The sequence below is a fragment of the Eximiradius proteiniborus genome (genome assembly GCF_058546985.1).
This window is the reverse complement of record NZ_CM178592.1, coordinates 2,001,703-2,026,630: the sequence shown is the minus strand read 5'-3', so window position 1 is coordinate 2,026,630 and position 24,928 is coordinate 2,001,703. Positions and strand designations below refer to the sequence as shown.

Sequence of the window (24,928 nt, the reverse complement as noted above, 5' to 3'; positions counted from 1 at the left end):
AGTGTATTATTCTTTTAAGATGATAATTTTGTATGCAATATTCTGATATTAACAAAGTCAATAATAAAACATAAAAATAATTAAAAAATTATCACGATAAACTATGAAAGAAAACTCATTAAAAATCATTGCTGACAACATTGCTGACTGGATATATTGGGTGGATGCAGAGGGCAAAGCAATGTTCCACTCAAAATCAGTCGAGCAGTTTACGGAATATACACTAGAAGAGATAGCCGCGAATGAAAATTTTTTAATAGATGTTATTTATGAAGAAGATAAAGAGCAATTCATTGAACATAAAAAGACAGCTTATTCGGAAAACCCGGAAACAAATGAAATAGTATTCAGAATTGTTACAAAAAGCGGAAAAATTAAAACAATTTCGCATATATGCAGACCTATATATGAAGATGGAAAGTACATCGGGAGAATAGCAGACAATCGAGATATTACTCTTCAGAAGGCACAATCGGAAACTATTTTAACTGAAAAGAAACGATTTGATTTGTATATGGAAAGTATTCAGGATGTGTTGTGGGAAGTTGACGATAATTACTTAATAAAATATGTTTCTCCTGCATTTACGAAGATTTCGGGGTTGCCTTGCGAAGTAGCAGTTGGAAAATCTGTTTTTGAATTATTGAATATTACCAAAGAAAGCGAACTGTATAATGTTTTAATGAATAGACGCAATGTTTTTTTGGAGAAAGGAATTATTGAAGATGCAATTTTTGAAGTCCCCTTTTCGAATAAAGAAGGAAAAATTATCTGGCTTGAAGTATCTTCTCGACCAGTAATTAAGGACGATATTTTAATGGGTTTTGTCGGTGTTGCAAGAGATATTACAATACGTAAAAATAATTTAACAAAGCTGGAAACAATCACAGATATTATAGAAAACAGTATTCTGGAATTTGATATTGTAAACCGGAACATCAATTTTAATAATAAGTTCTATCAAATGCTGGGATATACGCCCGATGAATTTGAAAACAGCGTAGAAAATATGATTGAACATATTCATCCACAAGACAGAGAAAAAGTATCAACGTCAATTCAGGAATTAATATCTGATAAAAGCGGAAAGTTTAGCCACGAGTATCGGATGAAGACAAAAGACGGGAGTTGGAAATGGGTGAAATGCAACGGTAAAATAACCGAATGGGACAAAAATGGCAACCCAACAAAAATAATTGCTGCCCATATAGATATTGATAGAGAAAAACGCCTGCAAGAAGAGAAACTACTGCTTCTTAGTTCTGCTATCGGTGCAACTTCGGAAAGTGTTGTAATTACAGACGTCCGAGGCAACATACAATATGCAAATCCTGCATTTATTGAGCTCACAGGCTATTCTCTGGATGAAGCAATAGGAAAAAATCCGAGAGATCTCGTTAATTCCGGCGAGCAGGATAAAGAATTCTACAAAACAATGTGGAGAACCATAGCAAACGGCAAAACCTGGAAAGGAGAAATAATAAACAGACGAAAAGATGGTTCTAAATACGTCGAGTTTTTAACAATAACACCAGTTAAAAATGATAATGGGAAAATTATAAATTATGTTGCAATAAAGCGTGATATTACATACGAACGAGAGTTAATAAAAGAACTTAACAAAATAAATTCTGAATTACAGGCTATTTATGATAGTTCTCCGGTTCTGATAAGTTTGTTAGACACAAGTTCGAGAATTGTTTACGCCAACAAAACAACAACTGACTTTTTGGGAATACCACTTGAGGAACTAATCAACAAGCGAGCTTGTGGTTGTTTTGGTTGCATTCACGAGGATGATTCGGAGCTTGGATGTGGATTCGGACCAAATTGCGCCGAATGCCATCTGAATAAAGCAATTCAAAAAACACTTGAAACAAAACAAAGCGTTACCGGAATAGAACACGAAGCCAAATTGATGGTTAACGGAGTTCTTAGAGAATATACATTTCTGGCTACAACCTCTTTTATTCAATCCGGTAGTAGTCAATATGTATTATTAAACTTACTTGATATTACGCAAAAGAAAACAAATGAGAAATTGCTTGAACAAAGCTATAAAACATTCAAAACTTATATCCAATCTGCACCTATGGGCATTGTATCTCTTGGGAGAGATGGCAAAATACGTGGATGCAACCGGGCATTTCAGGAACTACTCAAAACATCGGAAGAAAATTTGCTCGGGAGCAATATTGTTTACTATATTTTCCAGAAGCAAGATTTGTTTATAGATACAATTGCTCATTTAAACGGTGAAAATCAAAAAATAGAAGTAATAATGCAAGATGCAGATGAAAAGATATTCTGGGCAAATATTTCCACAGTATTGCTAAAAGATGATGAAATTTTATGCTTCATTGAAGATATTGACGCCAAAAAGCGATCCGAAGAGGAGCAACGAGCATTGTTAGACGCATTAAGACTTTCGAACCAAAAGATAGAGCAAACTTTGCAAGAAAAAGACAATCTGATTAAAGAGCTTGAAGAAACTCAAAAAAGACTTCAAGATACAATATCGGCAAAGGATAAGTTCTTCTCGATTATCTCTCACGATTTGCGTGGTCCGTTCAGTGGCTTCCTGGGGCTTACAGATATGATGGCAAAAGATCTGGAAGATTTGTCGTTGAGAGAACTTAGAAAAATGTCGCAAGCTATATACAAATAAGCAAATTCAGTATATAAACTACTTGATGATTTATTGCAATGGTCCCGTTTGCAACTTGGGAAAATACCATACAATCCTGAAACAATTACATTAAAGGAAATCGTTAATAATTCTCTATATACATTAAGAGAACTTGCCAATAATAAAGAGATAAATCTATCTATTGATGTGCCTGATGATTTTGCAGTTTATTGCGACAGAAATATGATAACCGGAGTAATCCGGAACCTCGTAACGAACGGTATAAAATTCACTCACCGTGGTGGTAGAATCAAGATATTCGTAAATAAAGTGGAAGGAGACTTTGCTGAAATTGCTGTCGAAGATAATGGAGTAGGTATCCCTGAAGAAATTAAAGATAAATTATTCAGGATAGATTCGCAAGTTTCAACCAAAGGAACAGAACAGGAAACGGGCTCGGGACTTGGACTAATCTTATGCAAAGAATTTGTTGAAAAACACGGCGGAATTATGTATTTTAACAGTAAGGAAAATGAAGGAACAACATTTTTCTTCACTCTTCCTATTGTTAAAAATTCTTGATTTCCAATGAACTTATGCATAACAACAACAGCAATATCGACGAACTTATTCTAAGAATAAGGAATCTCGAAAGGGAACTAAGCAAAGCTAAGAAAATACAGAAAGCGTTAATTGAAAGAATTGAGAGAAGTCAGTCAATTGATGAAAACGAATTCGGGCTGTTCGAAACAAATGCGTTGCTGAATGAAATTTTAGAGAAGAAGAATATTGAATTTCAATCCATTTATTCCGAATTATTGCATTTTGCAGAAGAAAAAAAAACGTATGAAAATACACTGAAAGCCAGAGAAGAAAGACTTTATGCTGTAATTAATTCGCTTGATGATATAGTTTGGTCGGCATCTTATCCAGAGTTAGATCTATTATTTACAAACCAAAGTATAGAAAAAATATTTGAGTTTCCGGCGGAAGATTTCAGGAAATATCCTCAGCTGTGGCTGGATATTATTCATCCCGAAGATAGAGGTGATTTTGAACGAAAAATTGAACTTGCGAAAGGCGGTGAACTTCAAGAAACAACATACAGGGTGTTTCTTCCAAGCGGTAAAATATGCTGGATAAGAAACCGCTTCCGGATGACAAAAGACGAAATGCTAAACAAATGTAGGTTAGACGGGATTGCATCAGATATTACTTATCAGAGAGAAGCCGAATTAAAGCTACTTAGCAGCGAGCGAAAATTCAGAACACTTGCTGATTACACTTACGACTGGGAATACTGGATAGACCCGGAAAACAAATATGTGTATATCTCTCCATCCTGCGAACGCATTACCGGGTACCTCCCTGATGAATTCATCACAAATCCTGATTTAATATTTAATATAGTTCACCCAGATGATTATGATTTATTTTCTGAAACAGCTGATGTTGGTGCAGAAAACAGAACACTTGAACTCGAATTCCGAATAAAGCGTAAGGACGGCGAAATAAGATATATTCAGCATATTAACAGACCAATTTTTGATGGACAAGGTAATTTTTTAGGACGAAGAATTTCTAACCGTGATATTACAGAAAAAAAACTCGCAGAAATCAGTTTAAACCAGCAAAAGAAATTAATAGAATCAATATTAGACAATGCACCAATTTTTATCTGGCTTAACGATCCGGAAAGCAATACTATTTTCGAAAATATGCTTATGCGAATAAGCACAAGACAGGGTGGTGAATTATCCTTTACAGAAGATGAAGTAAAACGGTTGCAAGAGACGGACCGGCAGGCAATTCAATCGCAAACACCTATCGAATTTATCGAGGAAGTAACTTTCAATGATGGGCAAAAACACTACCTCCAAATAGTGAAGTCCCGAATGACAGACGAAGAGGGGAAAATCATCGGCGTGCTCGGTCTGGGATTAGATATGACAGAAGGCAAACTGGCACACGAAGCTTTACGTGAAAGTGAGGCGCGAAACCGTGCACTTCTCGATTCATCTCCAGACCTTGTATTTATTCTGACGCGAGATGGTAGATTTATTGATTATCATACATCAAATCCTGAGCAATTGCTAATCCCTCCAAGATTTTTTATCGGTAAAAAATTAAATGAAACACTTCCGGAAGATATTGCTAAAAATCTTTTATATTATTTCGAAAAATCTTTGGAAACAGGAAAGCTTCAACGATACGAATTCGATATAACTTACAGAAATAAATATAAATACTATGAAGTGCGGATTAGTTCGTTTGGAAACAATTTAGTAATGGCTTTGGTCAGGGATATTACAGAAAACAAGCTATCCGAGAAGAAATTAGAAAGAATGTATAGATTAAACTCAATAATTAATGAACTTTCCTCAGTATTAATTCAATCTACAGCAAAGGATTTGCATAGCGGTATAGTATTTTCACTTGAAATATTGGGTCGCTTCTCCGAAGCAGACAGAGTATATATCTTTTCGATATACGAATCAAGTCAGCATATAGAAAATACATACAGCTGGATGTCGGAAAATGTGTCAAAAGTAATTGAAAAAATTAGTTTGATACGCTATAGAACAGTTCAGCGATGGATTGAAATTTTCAAGAACAATGATTTTGTTCAGATACAAAACGTTAATAAACTCCCCGATGAATTCGAGGAAAAAGCAACTCTTCTTGAGATCGGAATTGTTTCTTTACTCAGCGTTCCGATGTATTACGGGAATGAATTGATTGGCTTCATAGTGTTCGATACGTTGCAAGAAGAGAAAAGCTGGGATTTCGACACAGTGTCATTATTCAGGCTTGCAGCTGAAATTATTGCAGGAGCATTAGCCCGAAATCAATTCGAACTTGAAATCATAAAGCAAAAGCAAATAGCGGACCATGCAAACCGGGCAAAGTCTGAATTTTTGGCAAATATGAGCCACGAAATACGTACTCCGATGAACGCTATTCTGGGATTTTCTGATATAATGATTAAATCAATACGAGAACAACCTTTCAGAGGATACCTTGAAACGATTCAGAAAAGTGGAAGAACACTACTTGCATTAATCAACGATATTCTTGATTTATCTAAGATTGAAGCGGGGCGGATAGAACTTCAACCCGAGCCGGTAAATATTTCAGAAACATTAAATGATATATACCAGATTTTCTTCGAGCAGGCAAACCAAAGAAAATTAAAGTTTGAACTCAATATACAGGAAAATCCGCCAGATAATCTATTTCTTGATGAAGTTAGAATTCGTCAGGTACTTATCAATTTAGTCGGAAATGCTATTAAATTTACAAAAGAAGGTGGCGTGTTCATCTCACTTTCGCACAATAAAGTAGATAATCAGCACTACAACTTGAAAATTGATGTAAAAGATACAGGAATTGGCATCGCACCAGAGGACAAAGATTTAATATTTGAATCTTTTCGTCAGGCAAGCACTGTTAGCGTAAAGCATTTTGGAGGAACCGGACTTGGGCTTGCAATATCGAGCCGATTGGTTAAGATGATGGGTGGAGAAATCACAGTTGAAAGCGAGCTTGGGAAAGGCTCTACTTTCACTGTCCGGCTTTATAACGTTCAGCGACTCGATGAGTTCAAAAAAACAACCGAGCAGATAGATTGGTCGAATAAAACAATAGACTTCAAAGGAGCAAAGCTGCTGATAGTAGATGATATACAGCAAAATATAGATATTGTTCGGGCATACCTTGAAGATACAAATATCATTATTCTGGAAGCAAACAGTGGTCGAAAAGCAATTGAATTGCTTCGCACAACTCAGCCAGATCTAATTATGATGGACTTACGAATGCCGGAAATGAGCGGATACCAGACACTCAAGGTTATTCGTGATGAGCTTGGGCTCAAGAACTTACCGATTATTGCCTTCACAGCCTCGTCGATGAAAGAAGATGAAGAAAGGATTGGGGCACTTTTCAATGGATTTCTCCGAAAGCCGGCTAATCGCAATGAGATAATTTCTGAACTTGTAAGGCATCTTGATTTCTCTGCAAGCGAAAAAGAATCGGTGCAAGAAGAGAGAATTGCTGAAAGCGACATTAATGAATTATTAAATTCAATTAATTCGGATATTTTCAAACAATTTTCTATATTATTTGCAAATCAAGTTGAAAATTTGGTTAAATATACAGATTTGCAGGAAGCGGAGGAATTTATCAACAGATTAAGAGAATTTGCAGAAACAAATAATAATGAAAAATTAATTAGTTTGGTAAGCATTCTAAATAATTATTTTGATAACTTCGAAATTGAAAATCTGTCGAAAGCATTCAGTGAGATTTATCATAAATTAAAATAAATTGGTGAATTTATGAATAATATTCCGCACACTACAAGAAAAAATACTATTCTTGTTGTGGACGACCAGCCACAAAACATTCGTTTGATAGGCACTTTGTTGCGTGAGCATTACAATCTGTTAATAGCTGACAACGGACCGAAAGCAATAGAAACAGCTCGTGGTAAAACACCCGATTTAATACTACTCGATATTATGATGCCCGATATGTCTGGTTTCGAAGTGTGCGAAATATTGAAAAATGATGAGCTAACCCGTGAAATACCAATTATTTTTCTTACAGCAAAAACTGAAACAGAAGATATTCTTAAAGCCTTTGAAATTGGTGGGGTGGATTACGTTACTAAGCCTTTCAATGCTCTTGAAGTAATGGCAAGAATTAAGACGCATCTTGATCTGAAAAACTCAAAAGATTTGATAAAAGAGCAAAACACTGAACTACTTCAAAAAAACGAACAGATTACCAAAGCATATAAAGATTTAGAAACTCAGTCGCAACATTTGAATAAATTATATTTACAACTTATTCAAAATGAAACATTTCTGCGGAAAAGCAATGAAGAATTGAAAAAACTAAATGAAATGAAAGATAAATTCTTTTCGATTGTTTCGCACGATCTAAAGAGTCCTTTTGCCGGGATATTGACAATGACAGATATTATTAATCACCACTTAGATGAATTTAGCAAGGACGAGTTAGCAGATATGGTTCGTTCATTAAATAACACTGCACAGCAAACATATAAATTTCTTGAAGATTTGCTTGAGTGGTCGCGTTCGCAAATGGGACGACTTCAGATGAACATCACAAATGAAGATCTGGCATCTATTATAGGTGGAACACTATTAACACTAAACCAGCAGGCAGAATTGAAAAACATTACTATTGAAAATAACGTTCCAGTTAGCACTTATGCACTCTTCGACAATAATATGATGGCTACAATTGTAAGGAATCTTGTTTCTAATGCAATAAAATTCACTCACAAGGGCGGGAAAGTAACACTTAATGCTGAGAAAGTTTCAATCGATGGGAAGCCGTTTGTTCGCTTATCTGTTTCTGATACAGGAGTTGGAATGGATGAAGCGAAAATATTGCAACTTTTTTCGCTTGAAAAGGTGCAATCGACACCCGGAACAGAAAAAGAGAAAGGAACTGGTCTGGGCATTGTAATTTGTCGTGATTTTATTGAAAAGATGGGTGGGAAAATTGCAGTTGAAAGTAAATTGAATGAAGGAACAACTTTTTTTGTAGATATTCCGGCAGAGGATTAAGCAATCGATGCATCAAAATCAAAATAATGAAATCCCCAATCCTATTGCTGAATTACAGAAAAAATTGAAGCAAGCGGAGAAAATTATTTCTGCTCTTATGTATAGAGTTGAAAAATCCTCTCTTATTTATGAAAGTGATTATTCGTATTTCGAAAGTATTGCAATTCTTAATGAAACTATTGATAAAACACAAGAAAAGATAAATCAAATTACTCAGGAGTTGTATGAAAAAGAATCTAAATTAGAACAGATCGAGAGAGAACTCCGCGCCAAGGAAGAACATCTCAACGAAATTTTATATTTCATCGACGATATTGTGTGGTCAGTTTCATATCCGATAATGAAGCTGTTATATGTTAACAAAGCTGTCGAAAAAGTATATGGAATTGAAATTGAAAATCTTTCTAAAATGAACAATTTATGGTTTGGATTAATTCACCCGGACGACTTGAATATTTTTTATAATGCTATAGCGAGGCTGGAGGACACACCTCAACTCGAAGTTGTTTACAGGATAAACAGATTAGATGGACAGATTAGATATATTTTAGATAAATTAACAAGAAAAATTGACAAGAACGGAAGAATATATCAAATTGACGGAATTGCCCGCGACATTACTGATTTGAAGCAGGCTCAGATGCAAACCGAAATAAGTATGCAGCAGTATCAGATGATTTTTGAATCAGTGGTCGAAGGAATTGTAATAATTGACACAAACGCTACTGTAGTTGCAATTAATCAAAGTGCTTGCAAAATGTTTGGATACAAAAAGGGTGAGCTAATTGGTAAAAAAGCTGAATTGTTTTTAAGTTCGGATTTACTGAAAAAGCTATTTGATAATTACTACTCGAATGTTCTAAATTATGAGTTTTTTGTTGAATCCAGTGAAAGAAAGAAGAACGGAGAGGAGTTTATTTTAGAACTTTTTTCAAAGAAACTCAAACTCAATAACGAAAATTTCATTATATGCTCACTAATTAACATTACAAATCGAAAGGAAGTCGATAGAGCCTTACTCCAACAACAGCAAGCACTTGCAGAATCTGAACGAAAGTTGAACGCAATTTTGAACAACACGCGTCAGTCTTTTGTCCTGCTTAATACTAATTATAACATTATTGCTTTCAACAAGAGTTTTGAAAAAGATGTAAAGAAATTTTTTGGTATCGAGTTAGATAACACAAAAAGAATATACGAAATATTTCCTGCACATCTTAAAGATTTGCTTTTCGAGAAATTATTAAAGGCTTTTGGCGGTGAAAGTTCGCAGGTTGAATTGGAAATACCGGCAACAGATGGACATTTTGAAAAATTCATCTATTTCATAGATCCAGTAAGACGGGAAGATAATCAAATTGAATCCCTTGTAGTAAGTTCAATCAATTTAACTCAATTATTCGATAAAACCGATTAGTACTTCGTAATTTTTCCATTTATTCATCATTAACAATTATTAACTTTCTATTAATTATGTATTAATTTATTAATAATTATATTGAAGCATAAATATTTTCAGTCCTAAAATGAAAAATCACAAAGGGCATACAAAAAAATCTAATAAAAACCTTCAAACAAATATTGAAGGAGAAGAAGCGAATATGTCTAATTCAGAGATTTCAGCTGAGATTCATTTTTCATTAGATGATTTGCCAGTAGGAATATACAAGTCTAAGCCAGACGGAACAATCGTTTATGCAAACAAAGCATTAATTAATCTATCAGGTTATGAATCGTTTGAAGAGCTCAAAAAAGTTAATGCTTTTAGCCTTTATGCTGTGCCTGAATTACGGGTTGTGCAAACTGCACAATTCGGGACAACTGATATGATTGCGGAAGAATATAGATTTGTTCGCAAAGACGGGTCAATTATCTGGGTAAGAGATATAGGCAAGAAAGTAGTTGATGAAGATGGAGATTTGTATTACGAAGGGACAATAGAGGACATAACGGAGAGAAAGATTGCCGAAATGCGGCTTCGCGAAAGTGAAGAAAAATACCGGGAACTAATAGAGAAAATGGATCAGGGACTGGCTCTTCACGAAATTATTCTCGACGATGATGGAAATCCGGTTGATTATATGTTTCTTGATGTCAATTCAGCTTTTGAAAAATTAACAGGTTTGAAAAGGGAGAATATTATTGGCAAGAGAGTAAAAGAAGTGCTCCCGGAAACTGAGTTTTACTGGATCGAGAAATACGGAGATGTCGCACTAAATTCGACAGTCGAAAAGTTTACGAAATATTCGCAAGAATTAGATAAATACTTCAAAGTAATTGCTTTTTCACCACGTAAGCTTCAGTTCGCAACGCTAATCGAAGATGTTACCGAAAAAATGCTCATTGAGAGTGCTTTGCAGGAAAGCGAGTTGAGACTGCGAACTTTGATAAATACAATTCCAGATATAATTACTTTTAAAGATGGTGAAGGTCGATGGATAATTACCAATGATTTCAACTTGAAGCTTTTTGGATTAGAAAATGTTGATTATCGCGGAAAGACTGATGCAGAACTTGCTAAATACGCACCATTTTATAAAGATGCACTCGAATATTGTATTTTCTCTGATGAAAAAGCGTGGAAAGCAGCCAAGCCAATTCGCGGTGATGAAATAATACCAACTCCGGATGGCGAAAGCAGAATTTTTGACGTAATTAAAATACCCATTATTGAAAATGGTGAACGCAAAGGCTTAGTTGTTGTCGGGCGCGACATAACAGATAAGAAAGCATTTGAGAGAATGCTTAGCGAAACTAACGAACGCTATAAAATGATTTCGGAGATGATTACCGATTATGTTTATCTGGTGAAAGTAATGCCCGATGGAGAGATAGATGTATTATGGCTGCTGGGTGGTTTCGAAAAAATAACGGGCTACAAATTAAGTGATTACAAGGATGCTTATAGAACAATCTTAAAAATAATACATCAAGAAGATTTAAAGAAATTTAGGGATGAAATTATTCCTCGTTTAAATAACTTAGAAGAAATAAAAGCTGAATATAGAATATTGAGAAATTCTGGCGAAATACGCTGGATTTTAGACCACATCAAACCATTTACAAAGCCGGACGAGCCTGGTGTAATCTATCAAATTGGGGCAGTAACAGACATAACAGAGAAAAAGCAATATGAAAATGAGTTAATTGAAAGTCGTGAAAAATTGAAAGAAAATATTGACCAGAAGGATAGGCTATTTTCGATTATTGCTCACGACCTAAAAGGACCAATTTCTTCATTTGTCGGTATGTCCAAATTGTTTTCCGAGAATCTTAAAGAACTTACGCTAACAGAATTGCAGGAATATACCGAGAATATGCACAAATCTGCTTCGAATATTCTCGAATTGCTCGAAAATCTGCTCGAATGGTCAAGAGTGCAAAGAGGAAAAAAACAATTTAACCCTGAAAGGCTTAATATTCGATTGGTATTAAAAAATGTTACTGATTTACTTATAAATAGTTTCAAATTAAAGGAAGTAACTTTATATCTTGGAATAGAAAACGATGCTTATGTGTTTGGCGATTTGCAAATGCTGAATACAATTTTCCGCAATTTGCTTTCGAATGCACTCAAATTTTCGTTTCGAGGTGCAAAAGTTGAGATAAGAATTACTGAAAGTGGGAATAAATATGTTATTTCCATCAAAGATTATGGTATCGGAATGGATGACGAGCTCAAACGCAAGTTGTTCAACCCTGCCGAAAAAGTTTCCCGCACCGGAACCGAAGACGAATCAAGCACCGGACTGGGACTGCTGCTTTGCAAAGAGTTTATCGACTACCACAAGGGACGAATCTGGGTGGAAAGCAAACCTAACGAAGGCTCAATATTTTTTGTAGAATTAGACAAAGCAGAATGAAATTGTTTCGCTCTTTGTTCGTCTTCTCGTTTTATTACTGTATAATTTATTAATAGGAAGAATATGAATGACCAATTAGTGCCAATTGTAATCGAACAAACAAGTCGTGGCGAACGTTCTTATGATATTTATTCACGGTTGCTCAAAGACCGGATTATTTTTCTTGGCGGACCAATTGATGACCATATTTCGGAGCTTGTCATAGCCCAGTTGCTTTTCTTAGCGAGCGAAGACCCTAAAAAAGACATACACTTATATATTAATTCTCCGGGTGGAAGTGTGAGCGCCGGACTTGCAATATACGACACAATGCAATACATAAAGCCAGATATTACAACTATTGCTATTGGGATGTGTGCTTCTATGGCTCAGGTTTTGCTGTGTGCCGGAACCAAAGGCAAGCGGTATGCGTTGCCAAATTCCCGTATTCTTATGCATCAGCCATCGGGCGGAACGCAAGGACAATCAGTTGATATTGAAATTTACACTCGCGAAATTATCAGAATGCGTGATAATTTATACAGCATTATTGCAAAACATACAGGCAAGGATGTCGATAAAATCCGCAAAGACGCTGACCGCGACTATTATATGACACCCGAAGAAGCTCTTGAATACGGTATTATTGATAAAATTTTGATGCCAAACAAAGACAGCGAGCAAACGGAAGAAGAAAAATAATTGAACATCTAATTTATAACCAAGTCAGGGCAAATTCAGTCCTGACTTTTTTATTTGCATTTGCCTTATTTTAAAAAATTGAGATAATAAACTCGTGAAATCTATTTTATTGATTTTTCATATATTTTTTGGTAGAATAATTTTTTTACTTAAATTTGTAAATATAAACGAAATAACGTAAGTTATTTAGTTTAAACTAAATACGAAATTTTGTAAAACTAATTAAAGTTGTTTAGGAGGATATTAAAATGGCAATGTTCATTAACGATGAATGCATCTCCTGTGGTGCTTGCGAACCTGAATGCCCAGTTCAAGCCATATATGACGGCGACGAGCATACAATGATTGATCCAGATAAGTGCGTTGAATGCGTTGGTCATTTCGACGAACCACAATGCGTTTCTGTTTGCCCTGTTGATGCAATTCACAAACTCTAATAATTGAAATTATATTTTTGGAAAGGAGACGCTATTATTTGCGTCTCTTTTTTTATATACTGAGATAATTGCATTCCTACTTATTTTTTCTTGCATTTGAGCAAATTCATTTATATTTTTATACTTTAAATTACATACGAGAAAGTCTAAAATGAAAAAAAGCATAATTTTAATATTAGTGATTTCAGTAATTCTTTCATCTTGCGGCAATCCGTTCAAAGAAGGTGTTTTCAATGTAAGCGGCAGTTTCACGCGCTCGAATGATTATTCCGGATACAAAAGGTTTTCCACAAACGTTTTAGAAGCCAAAAACTTCAATGGCAAATCCGACACAGCTTTGTATGCAGGAAGCCAGATTGAACCGCTCGTAGTTGGAAACAACGATTATTACTTGATAAGTGCAGACGGAACAATTGCATTTATTTCGAAAGATATTCTCAAATCAACATTTATTGTGCCCGATAGCACACCAGTTTCGACCAGACCAGCAGCAGACCACGAACAGAACATATATTTTGTTTCGCTAAAGCCAATACTTTATTCATTCAATAATCGGGGAGAAAAACGCTGGGAATATGAATTTTCTGATGATTTCGACCCGTTCGAAATGTTTTCTGATGTGTTGGTTACCAAAGATGGAGTGCTCATAGGAACAACAACCGGCAAACTGCTGAAAGTATCGTTCGATGGGAAATTGATATTTCAAAAGCAATATAATACTTCAATTTCGAGGTCCTTTGCCGCGGACGAAAACGGGAATGTATATTTTGTCCTGACAAAGAATACATTTGGAGATACAGATAATTTAGTAATGATAGACAAAAACGGGAAAGAGAAATATAACAAGCCGATTGATTTTGTAAGAATAATCAGAAATCCGGTGGTAAGCGGCGACAATATTTATCTTATTGGTGTTATGCAAAATGCGGGCAAAAGCGGCTCACTTCTTATTTGTTACGACAAGCGAGGTTTTGAGAAATGGCGTCAGGAATTGCCTGTTTTCCCAAGATATTTATCAGCAAGCGAACAAAATGCTTACGTAATTGGCTATAATACCGGAGTGGGCGAAACAATGAGCGGCATTTTCTCGTTCAGCAGAACAGGCAAGCAAAACTGGAGGATTTTTCTTTCGATGTCTGCTACTTCTCCACTACTTATCGGCAAATCAAAATCAGCAATTGTCGGAACAAATCCAAACGGAGCTGCAATATTTTTCTTGGACAACGACAACGGAAAGTTGATTGAAGACCGTTCACTGAACGAAATTGATACATTTTATACTGTGCCTGCGGTAACGGGCGATGGAAGCATAATCTTTGCTATGTCGTCGCGTCGAGGAATTGTTCGGCTCACTGATACTGCCTTAAATAAAATACTTCCCTGGTAATTGGAGCAATATTATGATTAATACAATTGTTCTGCGCGACCCAAAGGAGTTGGAAAACTTATACCCGTTTTCTGTTCTTCATCCTTCGTATGAATTTTTGTGCGGTTGTTTGAAGAATTATGAACGCTGGAAATTGCTCCTTCCTGATATTTCGTTTGCTTACGAAAGTGAAGAATTGCTGAAGTCCTCGTTTTTAGAGCGAAATGACATCAAAAATCCTTCGTTCAGGAAAAACGTTTTATTTATTGATGGAAACATTATTCCAGACTTTTCGCTTATAGAAGAAATTAAATTTATCATTTCGGCAAATCACTCAAAAGATATTTCGTTCAGTTGCAAAAACAAAATAGTTGCAGAATTCAAGCAGTTTTCTGATAAAGAAAGCGAAAAAATCAATGTCGAGATTGAAATAAAAACTGTTAATTATATCTGGGAAATAATTGACTTAAACGGCAAGCAAATTAATTATGATTTGCTACTGATCAGAGAGCGACTTCAACAAATAAAGAACATTACAAACCCATTTTTTGGCACTCATCTGATAGGAAATGAAATTTACGTTGGTCGGGATGTTGAAATTATGCCGGGCGCAGTGCTTGACGCAAGCAAAGGGGCAATCATCATAGACGACGAAGCAAAAATTATGGCAAACAGTGTAATTATTGGTCCTGCATACATCGGAAAGAAAACTCTCATTAAAGCAATAGCAAAAATATATGAAAATTGCTCATTCGGTGAATATTGCAAAGTGGGCGGCGAAGTGGAAGCAGTAGTATTCCAAGGATATTCCAATAAGCAACACGAAGGATTTTTAGGTCATTCGTTCGTAGGTGAATGGGTGAATTTCGGAGCAGACACAAACAATTCCGATTTAAAAAACACATATTCCAATATAGTTATGAGATTGCCCGGCAAGCGAGTCCCTACGGACAAGATGTTCATTGGACTGATGGCGGGCGACCACACCAAAACAGCTATCAACTCGCAATTCACTACCGGAACGACTTGCGGCATACATTGCAATTTGTTTCATTCAGGATTTTTCCCAAGCCAAATACCGTCGTTTACGTGGGGCGGCGGCGAAGGAAGCAGGATTCACAATTTCGAGCAAGCCATCGAAACAGCACAGGCAATGATGAAGAGGCGCGGAAAATCACTCAACAAATTTGAAATAGCGTTGATGAAAGCAGAATACGAAAAAGTTAGTTAGAAGCAAATTTGCGTTTTATATAATTCGATATTTTGAGAAATTCAAGAGTTTCGTAGCTTGTGCGAAGAGTTAGAATAATTCCTATAATACCAATAATAATATTCCCAGCCCACATAGCAAGCCAAGGATCAATGTAACCGCGATCGGCTAATTTTTCCCCGCCAATAAGGCAAGCCCAGTAGAATATGTAGAAACCGAGACTAATGGAAGCACTAATTCCGAAATTTCCTCGACGAGTGATAATTCCCAGCGGACAACCAACAAAAACGAAAACAAAACAAGCAAACGGAATAGCATATTTTTTGTAAATCTCGACCAAATATTGATTTGCACGTAAAGTGTAGTCCCTTTCGGCAAAGGAATTAGAGCGAACAGTTGTTTCCAGAAAACTCAATCTTTGAGAAATTCGGCTGGTGCGAGCCTGCCACGCTGTATCAACATAAGCAAAATTGCTGGAAACAACACGAGACTCGTCGGTTTCCAATGGTGCTTTGCTATGAAGAATGTAATCAAGGTGCGCGTTAATAGTTTTTGATTTGTTATTTCGGGCAATTTCAACGTATTTCATAGATTCATTAACAATTTGCTGCATATCGCTTATTCGCATTTCGCGGTCGCCACGTGCAGTGCCGTCAATATCTGAACGCTGGAAGGAAAAACCGCTTGCGTTCATCATTATTTGATAATCAACAAATTCGACAATCTTATAGTTGCTGGCTCTGCCTGATTGAAGTTGATGAATTTCGCCATTGCGAAGCTTCAGAATAAGTTTGCTATAGTCCGGCGTAAAATTCAAAGTTCCGGTATCGGCAGAAATAATATTGCGAGAAGCCATTCCGGTCAGATCGTAGATAGTAACCCCGCGAAGTAGCCCGGTTAATGAATCGACGTTGCGAGCAATAATTGTATAACCCTCGATTTCGGTGGAAAACTGCCCCGACTCTAAAATGAAAGTTGGTTTTGTGCGAGTAATATCGCCCATAAGAGTTTTAGCGCGGAGGTTGGTCTCCGGAAGAATTTTATCATTGAACCAAAACAAAGCAACCGTTAAAAATGCAGAAACAATAACAATCGGAAACATCATTCTGATAAGGCTACCGCCACTTGCTTTTATAATAGTTATTTCGTGGTTGGAGGACAAATTGCCGAAAGCCATCAAAGTTGAAAACAGCACTCCCATAGGTGCAGCAAGCACCACCATCCAGGCAATATTATAAGCGATAAGTTGCAGAATAACCCAAACGTCTATTCCTTTGCCAACGAGCTTATCCAGATACTTCATCAAAAACTGCATAAGAAACAGAAAAATCACTGTGCAGAAACCAAAGAGAAACGGGGCAATATGGGCTCTTAATAAATATCTATCGAATATTTTGAACATTTGCTTTCTCGATTATTTTCAATAAACGCAAAGTTATTTCATCGCAAATATAATAACCTTTTGGCGTTAGTTTTAGTGTTTTATTTTCAAATTCTGCTAAATTTGAAGCAACTAAAATTTCAATTTCCTTATTCAAAATTGTTGATAAATCAATACCGAATTGTTCGTGAAAATCCTGAAAATTCAAGCCAAGAGAACGAAGTGAAAGAAAGATACTTTCGGTTAAGCGTTCATCAAACGTTAGTTTCTCGCAAAATTCATCCGGAAGATTTCCTTCATTCAACAAAGTGAAATACTTTGATACATCGGGCACATTTTTATAGCGAAAACCGTCGAGCATACCAACAGCAGAGGCTCCGAAAGCAAGAGTGTCCGAGCAAGTCCAGTATTTTATGTTGTGGCGGCAACGGAAACCCAGACGAGCAAAATTTGAAATTTCGTAATGTTCGTAACCACAGGATCGTAGAGTGTTGCTGATTTGTAAATAAAAATCGGCACTCTCTTCGTCGGAGATTGGCAGAACTTTGCCCGAAAGCAAATCATTGTGCAACGGTGTGCCTTGTTCATAGATTAAAGCATAGTATGAAATATGTGGCAATTCAAACGCTATTGCTTGCGAAAGCGACTTTTGGAGATCAGCGAAAGTTTGTCCGGGTAGCCCGAAAATCAAGTCTATAGAAATATTGTTGAAATATTTTTGTGCTGTTTCGATAGTTGTCCTTGCTTCAGCAGCTGAGTGCAGTCGCTGCAAAAAACGAAGTTCGTCATCAATGAATGATTGCACACCTATGCTAATTCTATTTATTCCAAGCGTAGCATATTCAGCAAAGAATTTTGCATCGCTTGCGGCAGGATTGCATTCGAGAGTAATTTCGGCATCCGAAGAAATAACGAAATATTTATTTATTGATGAAAGTATTTTTTCGATATTTTGCGGATTAATCAACGATGGAGTGCCGCCACCAATAAAGATTGAGTTGATTGCTCTGTTTTTTACCGAAAATTGTTCAGCAATTGATTGGGAACGACGATGTATTTCCAACAGCAAGAAATTAATGTAATTTGGAATTTCCTGAAGATTAGTAATTGAATAAAAATCGCAGTAATGGCATTTTCTTTTGCAAAAAGGGAAGTGAATATATACGCCAAGTGGTGGCACTTCATTGAACCGTAATGTTGTTTTTAATTTTTTCGAACTTTTTCGGTCCAATGCCTTTAACATTCATGATTGCTTCAGTTGAGTTAAATTTTTGTTTGCTTCGGTATTCAATAATTGCAAGAGCAGTTTTTTCGCCAATACCGGGAAGTTTCATAAGCTGAACTTTCGAGGCTGTGTTGATATTAACAATTCCGGTGAATTCAGATTTTTTTGAAGATGTGCCCGAAGCTGGAAAAAACGTTTCCTTTGGCTTTAAAGTGTCGGCAGGAACAAGTGCAGGATTTGGGTTATTCTGGAAATCAGTGCTAACGAAGGTGGAACGCTCCACCTTCATAGCACTATCAATTGCTGAATTGTATGTATCAGTAGAAATCAACAACTTGTTTGCATCAAGCAATTTCAAGCCAAAACCAGCCAATCCTGAACCAAAGATGAACAGAACCGCCAAAATTTCATTTTGGGTCATATTTGTAAGAGTCTGAATTTTTGCTATGAAATTGCGCAAAAACATAAATCAGAGCAACCCTTTTTCTTTCTGTTCCACAAAGAGGTCGAAGCGTTCTATACATTCCTGTTTTCCGAGCACTTCCATTGTTTCGAACATACCAGCACCAACAGATTTACCGGTAATCATCACACGGATAGGATGAATAACATCTTTTAGCTTAACAGAACGACTTTCAACGTATTTCATTGTTTCGTCGTGTAGCTGCTTGTGCTCCCAGATATCGACGGAACGAAAAACGTCAATCAGTGGTTTTATAAGTTCAAGAGTAGTGTCTTTCCAGTGCTTTTGCAAATAATCCGGGTCGTAGCTCTTTGGTTTATCAAACATATAGTCGCCGAAAGTAAGCACGTCGCGAAGTATGTCGATTCTTTCACGCAAGAGAACAATAACTTTTTCTATATATTCATCATTGAATTTACCAAGTATCTCTTCGGACATATAAGGTTTGAGACGTTGAACAAGTTCAGCAGGCTCGAAGGCACGCAAATACTGCGAATTCATCCAATCAAGCTTCTGTGTGTCGAAAACAGCACCGGCTTTATTTACTTTTTCGAGGGAGAATGTTGCTATAAGTTCATCCATAGAGAAAATTTCGCGGTCGGCAGTAGGATTCCACCCAAGCAGAGCAATAAAATTAACGAAAGCTTCTTTGAAATAGCCACGTTCCACAAAATCTTCCACAGCAACAGAACCTTGACGCTTGCTAAGTTTGGTTTTGTCCTTGTTCAATAGCAATGGCAGATGAGCAAATTGCGGGCGTTCCCAACCGAAAGCATCGTAAAGCAGAACGTGCTTCGGGGTCGAGGGTAGCCATTCTTCACCACGAATAACGTGTGTGATTTTCATCAAATGGTCGTCCACAACATTAGCAAGGTGATAGGTAGGGAAGCCATCTGATTTCAGTAAAATCTGGTCGTCCACGTCCTTACCCGAAACAACCACCTCGCCACGGATTAAATCGCTGAAACGAATTTCCCCGGTAATCGGCACCTTCATTCTAATAACGTAAGGAGCACCGCTATCGATCAGGCGTTGAGTTTCTTCCTGACCGAGTGTGAATTGATTTCGCATAGTTGAACGGTCGTATTTGGGAGCAATTCCAGCTTTTTGCTGACGCTCGCGCATAGCGTCCAGCTCTTCGGGCGTGTCGAAAGCATAGTATGCCGCGCCACGGTCTAATAGTTCAGTGGCATATTTGCGATATAAATCAAATCTTTCAGATTGCACATAAGGACCATAAGGACCACCGACTTCGGGGCTTTCGTCGAATTCAATCCCAGCCCAGCGAAGAGACTTAATCAAGTTTTCTTGTGCATTTTCGACGAAACGAGTTCTATCGGTATCTTCTATTCTCAGAACGCATTGCCCACCGTGATGACGAGCAAAAAGGTAGTTGTAAAGTGCTGTTCGTAGCCCACCAACGTGAAGATATCCAGTTGGGGAAGGAGCAAATCTTACTCTAACGCTCATTATCCATTCCGTAATTAATTCAAAAATAGCAATTTAAAAGAAGTGCAAATTAATAAATCTATGAAAATTAATCAATTGATATATTCGATGAGTTATGCAATAAAAAAGAAAAATAATGATTATTTTTAAGAATGGAACCTATTGAAGTTTTAGAAAAATATTTTGGATATAAATCATTTCGCTCGGGGCAAGAGGAAATAATCAGGTCTATTCTTGCCGGGAATGATACACTTGCAATTATGCCAACCGGTGGAGGAAAATCCATTTGCTATCAAATACCTTCACTTATGCTCGATGGCACAGCAATCGTAATTTCTCCATTAATTGCATTGATGAAAGATCAGGTGGATGCATTAGTCGGGCGTGGAATACCTGCAACCTACATCAATAGTTCGCTTCCATTCGAGCAGTTGCAGGAAAGAATGCGAAATATCTTGTCAGGGCAATACAAGATAGTATATATAGCACCAGAACGATTGGAAAATGACTTTTTCAAGAAATTGCTCGTTCATATTAATATTTCATTTCTTGCAGTGGACGAAGCTCATTGCATATCCGAATGGGGACACGACTTCCGTCCTGCATACCTGAACATTTATAAATCTCTGGAGAATTTGGACATACGCCCGATTTCGGCTTTTACTGCAACTGCTGGCGCAGAAGTGCAGGAAGACATAGTTCGTTATCTGCGAATGAAAAATGTGAAAAAATTTGTAAAAGGGTTCGACCGACCGAATTTATCTTATCACACAGTGGAAACAACCCAGAAAATTGAAAAAATAAAGGAAATACTAAAATCGACCCCAAAAGGTTCGACAATTATATATTGCGGTTCACGAAACAGAGTGGAAGAAGTAGCAAAACAATTGGGAAATTTGCGTTTTCAGTGTGTTGCATATCACGCTGGAATGCCAGCAGAGCAAAGAACACTTTCTCAAAATTTGTTTTTATCTGGCGAAATACCGATAATTGTAGCAACAAACGCATTTGGAATGGGAATAGATAAGCCAGACGTCAGAAACGTTATTCATTGCGACTATACGGGCACACTCGAGGCATATTATCAAGAAGCTGGGCGAGCCGGCAGGGACGGTCGTCCAGCAAATTGTTATTTGCTACACAATAATCAGGATGTCGCTTTGCAGGAATTTTTTATTGCAAATCGCTATCCCGAGCAAGAGGATATAGAAAAAGTTTTTATTACGCTAATCAGTTGTGCCGACCAAAGCAAGCGAATTGCTTTGCCAGTGGCAGAACTGGCAAATCAGGCAGCAATTAGCGAAGGACGCTTTGCGTCGTCGCTTGAAATTCTTGAAAGAGCAGAAATAATTGAATTATCGCGCCGAAACGCTTCAGCCCAGATACAATTTCTTGCGACAATGGATGAGGTAAGAAATTTTCTGCAAAACACAACTGAAGAACGCCGCACAGCTCTGACTGCAATATTAAAGCAAGTTTCTGCTGAGGCATTTCGTCGCCCTGTGGAATTAGACATTGCTCAAACTATTATGAAATTCAATGTCCATCAGAAAACACTCGAAGATACATTGAAAACTTTGTCTGTTCTACGTTTTATTGAATTCGATAACGGCTCGCTTGCCGGAGAAATAAAATTGTTAGAGACTTCGAAAGCAGTATTAGCAAACAAAATCAATTACAATGAACTTCTGGAAAGACGCAAAATTGCTTTTTCGAAATTGAATAATGTTATCAACTATGCATATACAACAAATTGCAAAAGAAATTACATACTTGACTATTTTCGGGATGACAGCTACAGTTCAACTTGCGGGCGTTGTTCATCCTGCACAAGCAAAAGCCATACGAAGGCTACTTTGCAGAAACGTGAGTTTATTTTAAAGACTTTGCTTAATGCAGTTTGCCAGATTAACAATAAATTTGGGAAAACGGTATTTATTCAATTGCTACAAGGCAAAAGCAACGCGAAATTAAGAAAATATCAGTTGGATGAAGTTGAGCTATTTGGTGCTTTGAGCGATTTTTCCGAATACGACATAAAATACGCGATAGAGAATGCAATTTCGAGACGACTGCTTCAAGTATCTGCCGGAATGTATCCTATATTGAGTATTACTCCTGAAGGTTTGCATTACATAGGAAAAGCTTTGGATGAGCCAATATCAAACAATGATTTTATGGAAAAACTAAAGGCTATCAGACATCAAATAGCAAAAAGCGAAGGAATTACTGAACGTTCGGTTGCAAGCGACAAAGCACTTAGAGAAATAGCCCTCAAACCGCATATTAGCTACAAAGAGTTTTGCCAGGTGCCCGGCATTAGCCGTTACATTATGGAAAAATATGGGCAGGATTTTTACAGAGCGATAAATCAAGATTTCGAGCAAAGCGAGGAAGAGCAGATTATTGACGAAGAACTAATTAAGATTGTAAAGTTGTTCAAAGAAAAATTGAGAATTGAGGAAATTGCTAAAATTTATAACACTGATAAAGGAACGATTGCAAGACTTGTACAGGATGGAATAATGAACGACCAAATTTCATTCGATTGGCAACTCCTAACAAATAGCAATACTTTTAACAGAATAAAGCAAATAATATACAAAAAGCCTGCTATCACACTCAGCAAGCTTCGGGATAATTTAGCAGAGGAAATTGATTATGCCGTTTTGCGTATACTTGTGGCAATTGCACGCAAAAGCATTGATTAATCGATGATTGACTTATCACCTTTGAAATGCTTTTTAGGGTATTCATAGAAAAGCAATTTACCGTTTTCATCATCAATTTTTTTCCAGCTATCAATATCAAAGGCAACACCGAACACACCACAAGTAGGAACATTGTCGATATATTCGCCGGTAAGCCGGGAGAATAGCGAAGTAATATCGGGATTATGTCCAAAAATCATAACTGAAGCAATATTTTCATCGAGTGATGAAAGAAGATTTAAAATATAGCGAACGCCATTAGAATAAATGTTTTCATCGTAAAGAATTTTACTTTCGTCGTATTTCAGAGCATCGGCAAAAAAGCGGCAAGTGGTAGCAGCCCGGACAGCCGGGGAACTGATAATTAAATCGGGTTTATCGATTAATTTAGCTACAATTTGTGCCATAAAAGGAGCATCCCGCAGTCCGCGATTATTTAGCGGACGTTCAAAGTCGTTCCAATCTGGATTGTCCCAACTGGATTTAGCGTGTCGGGCTATTATCACTTTCTTCATATTTATCAGAGATTTGCTTGTTTTTCAATAATTTATTTTCAATTTCAATAATATTTCTAATTTTATTTGCTTCATCAGTTTTCTTTCTTTTGTGATAAGCCGCAATTAAAATTTCAGCCATTTCGTTACGCACTCTGGTGCGTTCATCCAAATCGTCAATTTGGTACCAGGAACGCTGGTCAAAGTAAGTTTGAAGTTTGTTGATAGAGGCTTGAGGATTGCGGGCAGTATCTGCAGCAGCAGAAGCGATTGCTTTTTGCAAAACACGAAGTGGATTTACAACAAAATTGCGATCATTGCTATCGGCGTTTGCTTCGTTGTAGCGATAGAACCGATCGATTTTATTTCGGAGTTCGGCAATTGTTTCTTCATCAGTAAAATCATAAACTTTATAGTCAATAGGAACCGGAGGACGCACAAACACTTTAATATCAGATGCTGAATGAGGAAAACCTTTATCTTTCATCTGTTTATAAAGATCGTTCACAACATCGAAAGATAGATTTGTCTCGACAAGAGCAAGCCCGGCACGAATGAGCAAAGCCCCGAGTTGTCCATCGAGTTTTGCAAAATGGCGGAGAATAGATTGGCGAATAAATTGCGATTGGTTGTAGACGCGTTGGTAGTCGTCTCCGCCGAGCCCTTTACGAGAGCGAAGCACTCGCAAAGTAGCTTTAGGATTGCTATACCCGAGCAGTTCAATTAATCCCATAGCCTGAGAAAAACCGAATTCTACCCAGTAGTGAATTTTGTCAAGTCGGGCAATTCTGGCAAGTTCGCACAGATAGCGTTCACGTCCGGCGCCAGCGCGCAACACGGTTAGTTTGTTAAGTCCGGTACTATCGTCGTAGCCGCAGTCCACATAGGTATCTCTTGGAATGGCAAATAGCTCGACTTTGCCGCTATCAATAAGTAAAGAAATAATGTGGTTTGCATCTGCGTGCCGTGTGTTCGTTCCCAAGCGACTATCCACACCAGTAACAGCGATATTAATACGGCGACCGTTATAGATTTGCTTAACTCCTTTTCCGGCAGAATTGTCGATTGCAACAGACAGGTCGTCGGGCGAACTAACTATTACATATTGTTCAGTAGAATCTACGATTGGAATAACCGCTTCGATAAATTCTCTGTCGTCATTAATTGAATCTGTGCTGGTAGTATCGGCAATAGTTGAATCATCAGTATTGGAAGAAAAATGCTGATAGCCGAGATAAGCCCCAAGAATAATCAACAACACAAACGCCGGGAGAATAATTACACTCTTTTTGCGTTTCGATACAATTTCGTCATCCATTTTTCAAATGTGCAAAGAAAATAAACTGAAAATTAACAAGAATTTAAAAAATAAGCAAGTTAATAAAGGTAGGATGAATAAACTTAATTATTCACCAA

General features: G+C 37.0%; 17 protein-coding genes. 11 read left to right on the top strand and 6 right to left on the bottom strand.

The features are described 5' to 3' along the window. Positions 1-103: 103 nt before the first annotated feature. From ACY2LT_RS08445 to ACY2LT_RS08400, 10 genes are all read left to right on the top strand, one after another. Positions 104-2,668 (top strand): PAS domain S-box protein, encoded by a 2,565-nt coding sequence (locus ACY2LT_RS08445; RefSeq protein WP_491815119.1) that lies wholly within the window; start codon positions 104-106, stop codon positions 2,666-2,668. 33 nt (positions 2,669-2,701) lie between these two features. Then, a complete protein-coding gene (locus ACY2LT_RS08440; protein ID WP_491815118.1) occupies positions 2,702-3,211 on the top strand; it encodes a sensor histidine kinase in 510 nt (169 codons plus the stop codon). A 14-nt stretch (positions 3,212-3,225) separates the two neighbouring features. Next, entirely contained in the window at positions 3,226-6,957 is a 3,732-nt protein-coding gene (locus tag ACY2LT_RS08435; protein WP_491815117.1) for a PAS domain S-box protein, read from the top strand. Between the two features lie 12 nt (positions 6,958-6,969). Further along, positions 6,970-8,232 (top strand): hybrid sensor histidine kinase/response regulator, encoded by a 1,263-nt coding sequence (locus ACY2LT_RS08430; protein ID WP_491815116.1) that lies wholly within the window; start codon positions 6,970-6,972, stop codon positions 8,230-8,232. A gap of 7 nt (positions 8,233-8,239) precedes the next feature. Continuing rightward, positions 8,240-9,649: a PAS domain-containing protein gene (locus ACY2LT_RS08425; protein ID WP_491815114.1), complete on the top strand. Its 1,410-nt coding sequence runs from the start codon at positions 8,240-8,242 to the stop codon at positions 9,647-9,649. A gap of 109 nt (positions 9,650-9,758) precedes the next feature. Continuing rightward, positions 9,759-12,095, top strand: a complete 2,337-nt coding sequence (locus ACY2LT_RS08420) for a PAS domain-containing sensor histidine kinase (RefSeq protein WP_491815113.1) — start codon at positions 9,759-9,761, stop codon at positions 12,093-12,095. 63 nt (positions 12,096-12,158) lie between these two features. Beyond that, positions 12,159-12,776, top strand: coding sequence for an ATP-dependent Clp endopeptidase proteolytic subunit ClpP (gene clpP, locus ACY2LT_RS08415; RefSeq protein ID WP_491815111.1), 618 nt, complete (start codon positions 12,159-12,161; stop codon positions 12,774-12,776). 248 nt (positions 12,777-13,024) lie between these two features. Next, entirely contained in the window at positions 13,025-13,213 is a 189-nt protein-coding gene (locus tag ACY2LT_RS08410) for a YfhL family 4Fe-4S dicluster ferredoxin (RefSeq protein ID WP_491815110.1), read from the top strand. A 151-nt stretch (positions 13,214-13,364) separates the two neighbouring features. Then, positions 13,365-14,600 carry a hypothetical protein gene (locus ACY2LT_RS08405; RefSeq protein WP_491815109.1) on the top strand — a complete coding sequence of 412 codons (1,236 nt, stop codon included), beginning with the start codon at positions 13,365-13,367 and terminating at the stop codon, positions 14,598-14,600. Between the two features lie 13 nt (positions 14,601-14,613). Next, a complete protein-coding gene (locus ACY2LT_RS08400; RefSeq protein ID WP_491815107.1) occupies positions 14,614-15,810 on the top strand; it encodes a putative sugar nucleotidyl transferase in 1,197 nt (398 codons plus the stop codon). Here the strand turns inward: ACY2LT_RS08400 and ACY2LT_RS08395 are convergent. The 4 genes from ACY2LT_RS08395 to gltX are packed head-to-tail and all read right to left on the bottom strand — an operon-like array spanning position 15,803 to position 20,328. Next, positions 15,803-17,191, bottom strand: coding sequence for an LptF/LptG family permease (locus ACY2LT_RS08395; protein WP_491815105.1), 1,389 nt, complete (start codon positions 17,189-17,191; stop codon positions 15,803-15,805). The two genes, ACY2LT_RS08400 and ACY2LT_RS08395, sit on opposite strands and share 8 nt — an antisense overlap. Continuing rightward, positions 17,172-18,413 (bottom strand): radical SAM family heme chaperone HemW, encoded by a 1,242-nt coding sequence (hemW, locus tag ACY2LT_RS08390; RefSeq protein WP_491815103.1) that lies wholly within the window; start codon positions 18,411-18,413, stop codon positions 17,172-17,174. The genes ACY2LT_RS08395 and hemW overlap by 20 nt, the downstream gene beginning before the upstream one ends. After that, a complete protein-coding gene (locus tag ACY2LT_RS08385) occupies positions 18,352-18,861 on the bottom strand; it encodes a ComEA family DNA-binding protein (RefSeq protein WP_491815101.1) in 510 nt (169 codons plus the stop codon). The genes hemW and ACY2LT_RS08385 overlap by 62 nt, the downstream gene beginning before the upstream one ends. Positions 18,862-18,864: 3 nt before the next feature. Further along, complete coding sequence (gene gltX / locus ACY2LT_RS08380) at positions 18,865-20,328, bottom strand: glutamate--tRNA ligase (protein WP_491815100.1); 1,464 nt, start codon at positions 20,326-20,328, stop codon at positions 18,865-18,867. A 131-nt stretch (positions 20,329-20,459) separates the two neighbouring features. On the opposite strand from gltX, the gene ACY2LT_RS08375 reads away from it, so the two are divergent. Beyond that, positions 20,460-23,018, top strand: a complete 2,559-nt coding sequence (locus ACY2LT_RS08375; RefSeq protein ID WP_491815099.1) for a RecQ family ATP-dependent DNA helicase — start codon at positions 20,460-20,462, stop codon at positions 23,016-23,018. On the opposite strand, the gene ACY2LT_RS08370 is transcribed toward ACY2LT_RS08375, so the two are convergent. Next, a complete protein-coding gene (locus ACY2LT_RS08370) occupies positions 23,015-23,533 on the bottom strand; it encodes a SixA phosphatase family protein (RefSeq protein WP_491815098.1) in 519 nt (172 codons plus the stop codon). The two genes, ACY2LT_RS08375 and ACY2LT_RS08370, sit on opposite strands and share 4 nt — an antisense overlap. Further along, the gene (locus ACY2LT_RS08365) at positions 23,502-24,830 is read right to left on the bottom strand and encodes an LCP family protein (RefSeq protein WP_491815097.1); all 1,329 of its coding nucleotides are present in this window, start codon (positions 24,828-24,830) and stop codon (positions 23,502-23,504) included. The genes ACY2LT_RS08370 and ACY2LT_RS08365 overlap by 32 nt, the downstream gene beginning before the upstream one ends. Between the last annotated feature and the right edge of the window lie 98 nt (positions 24,831-24,928).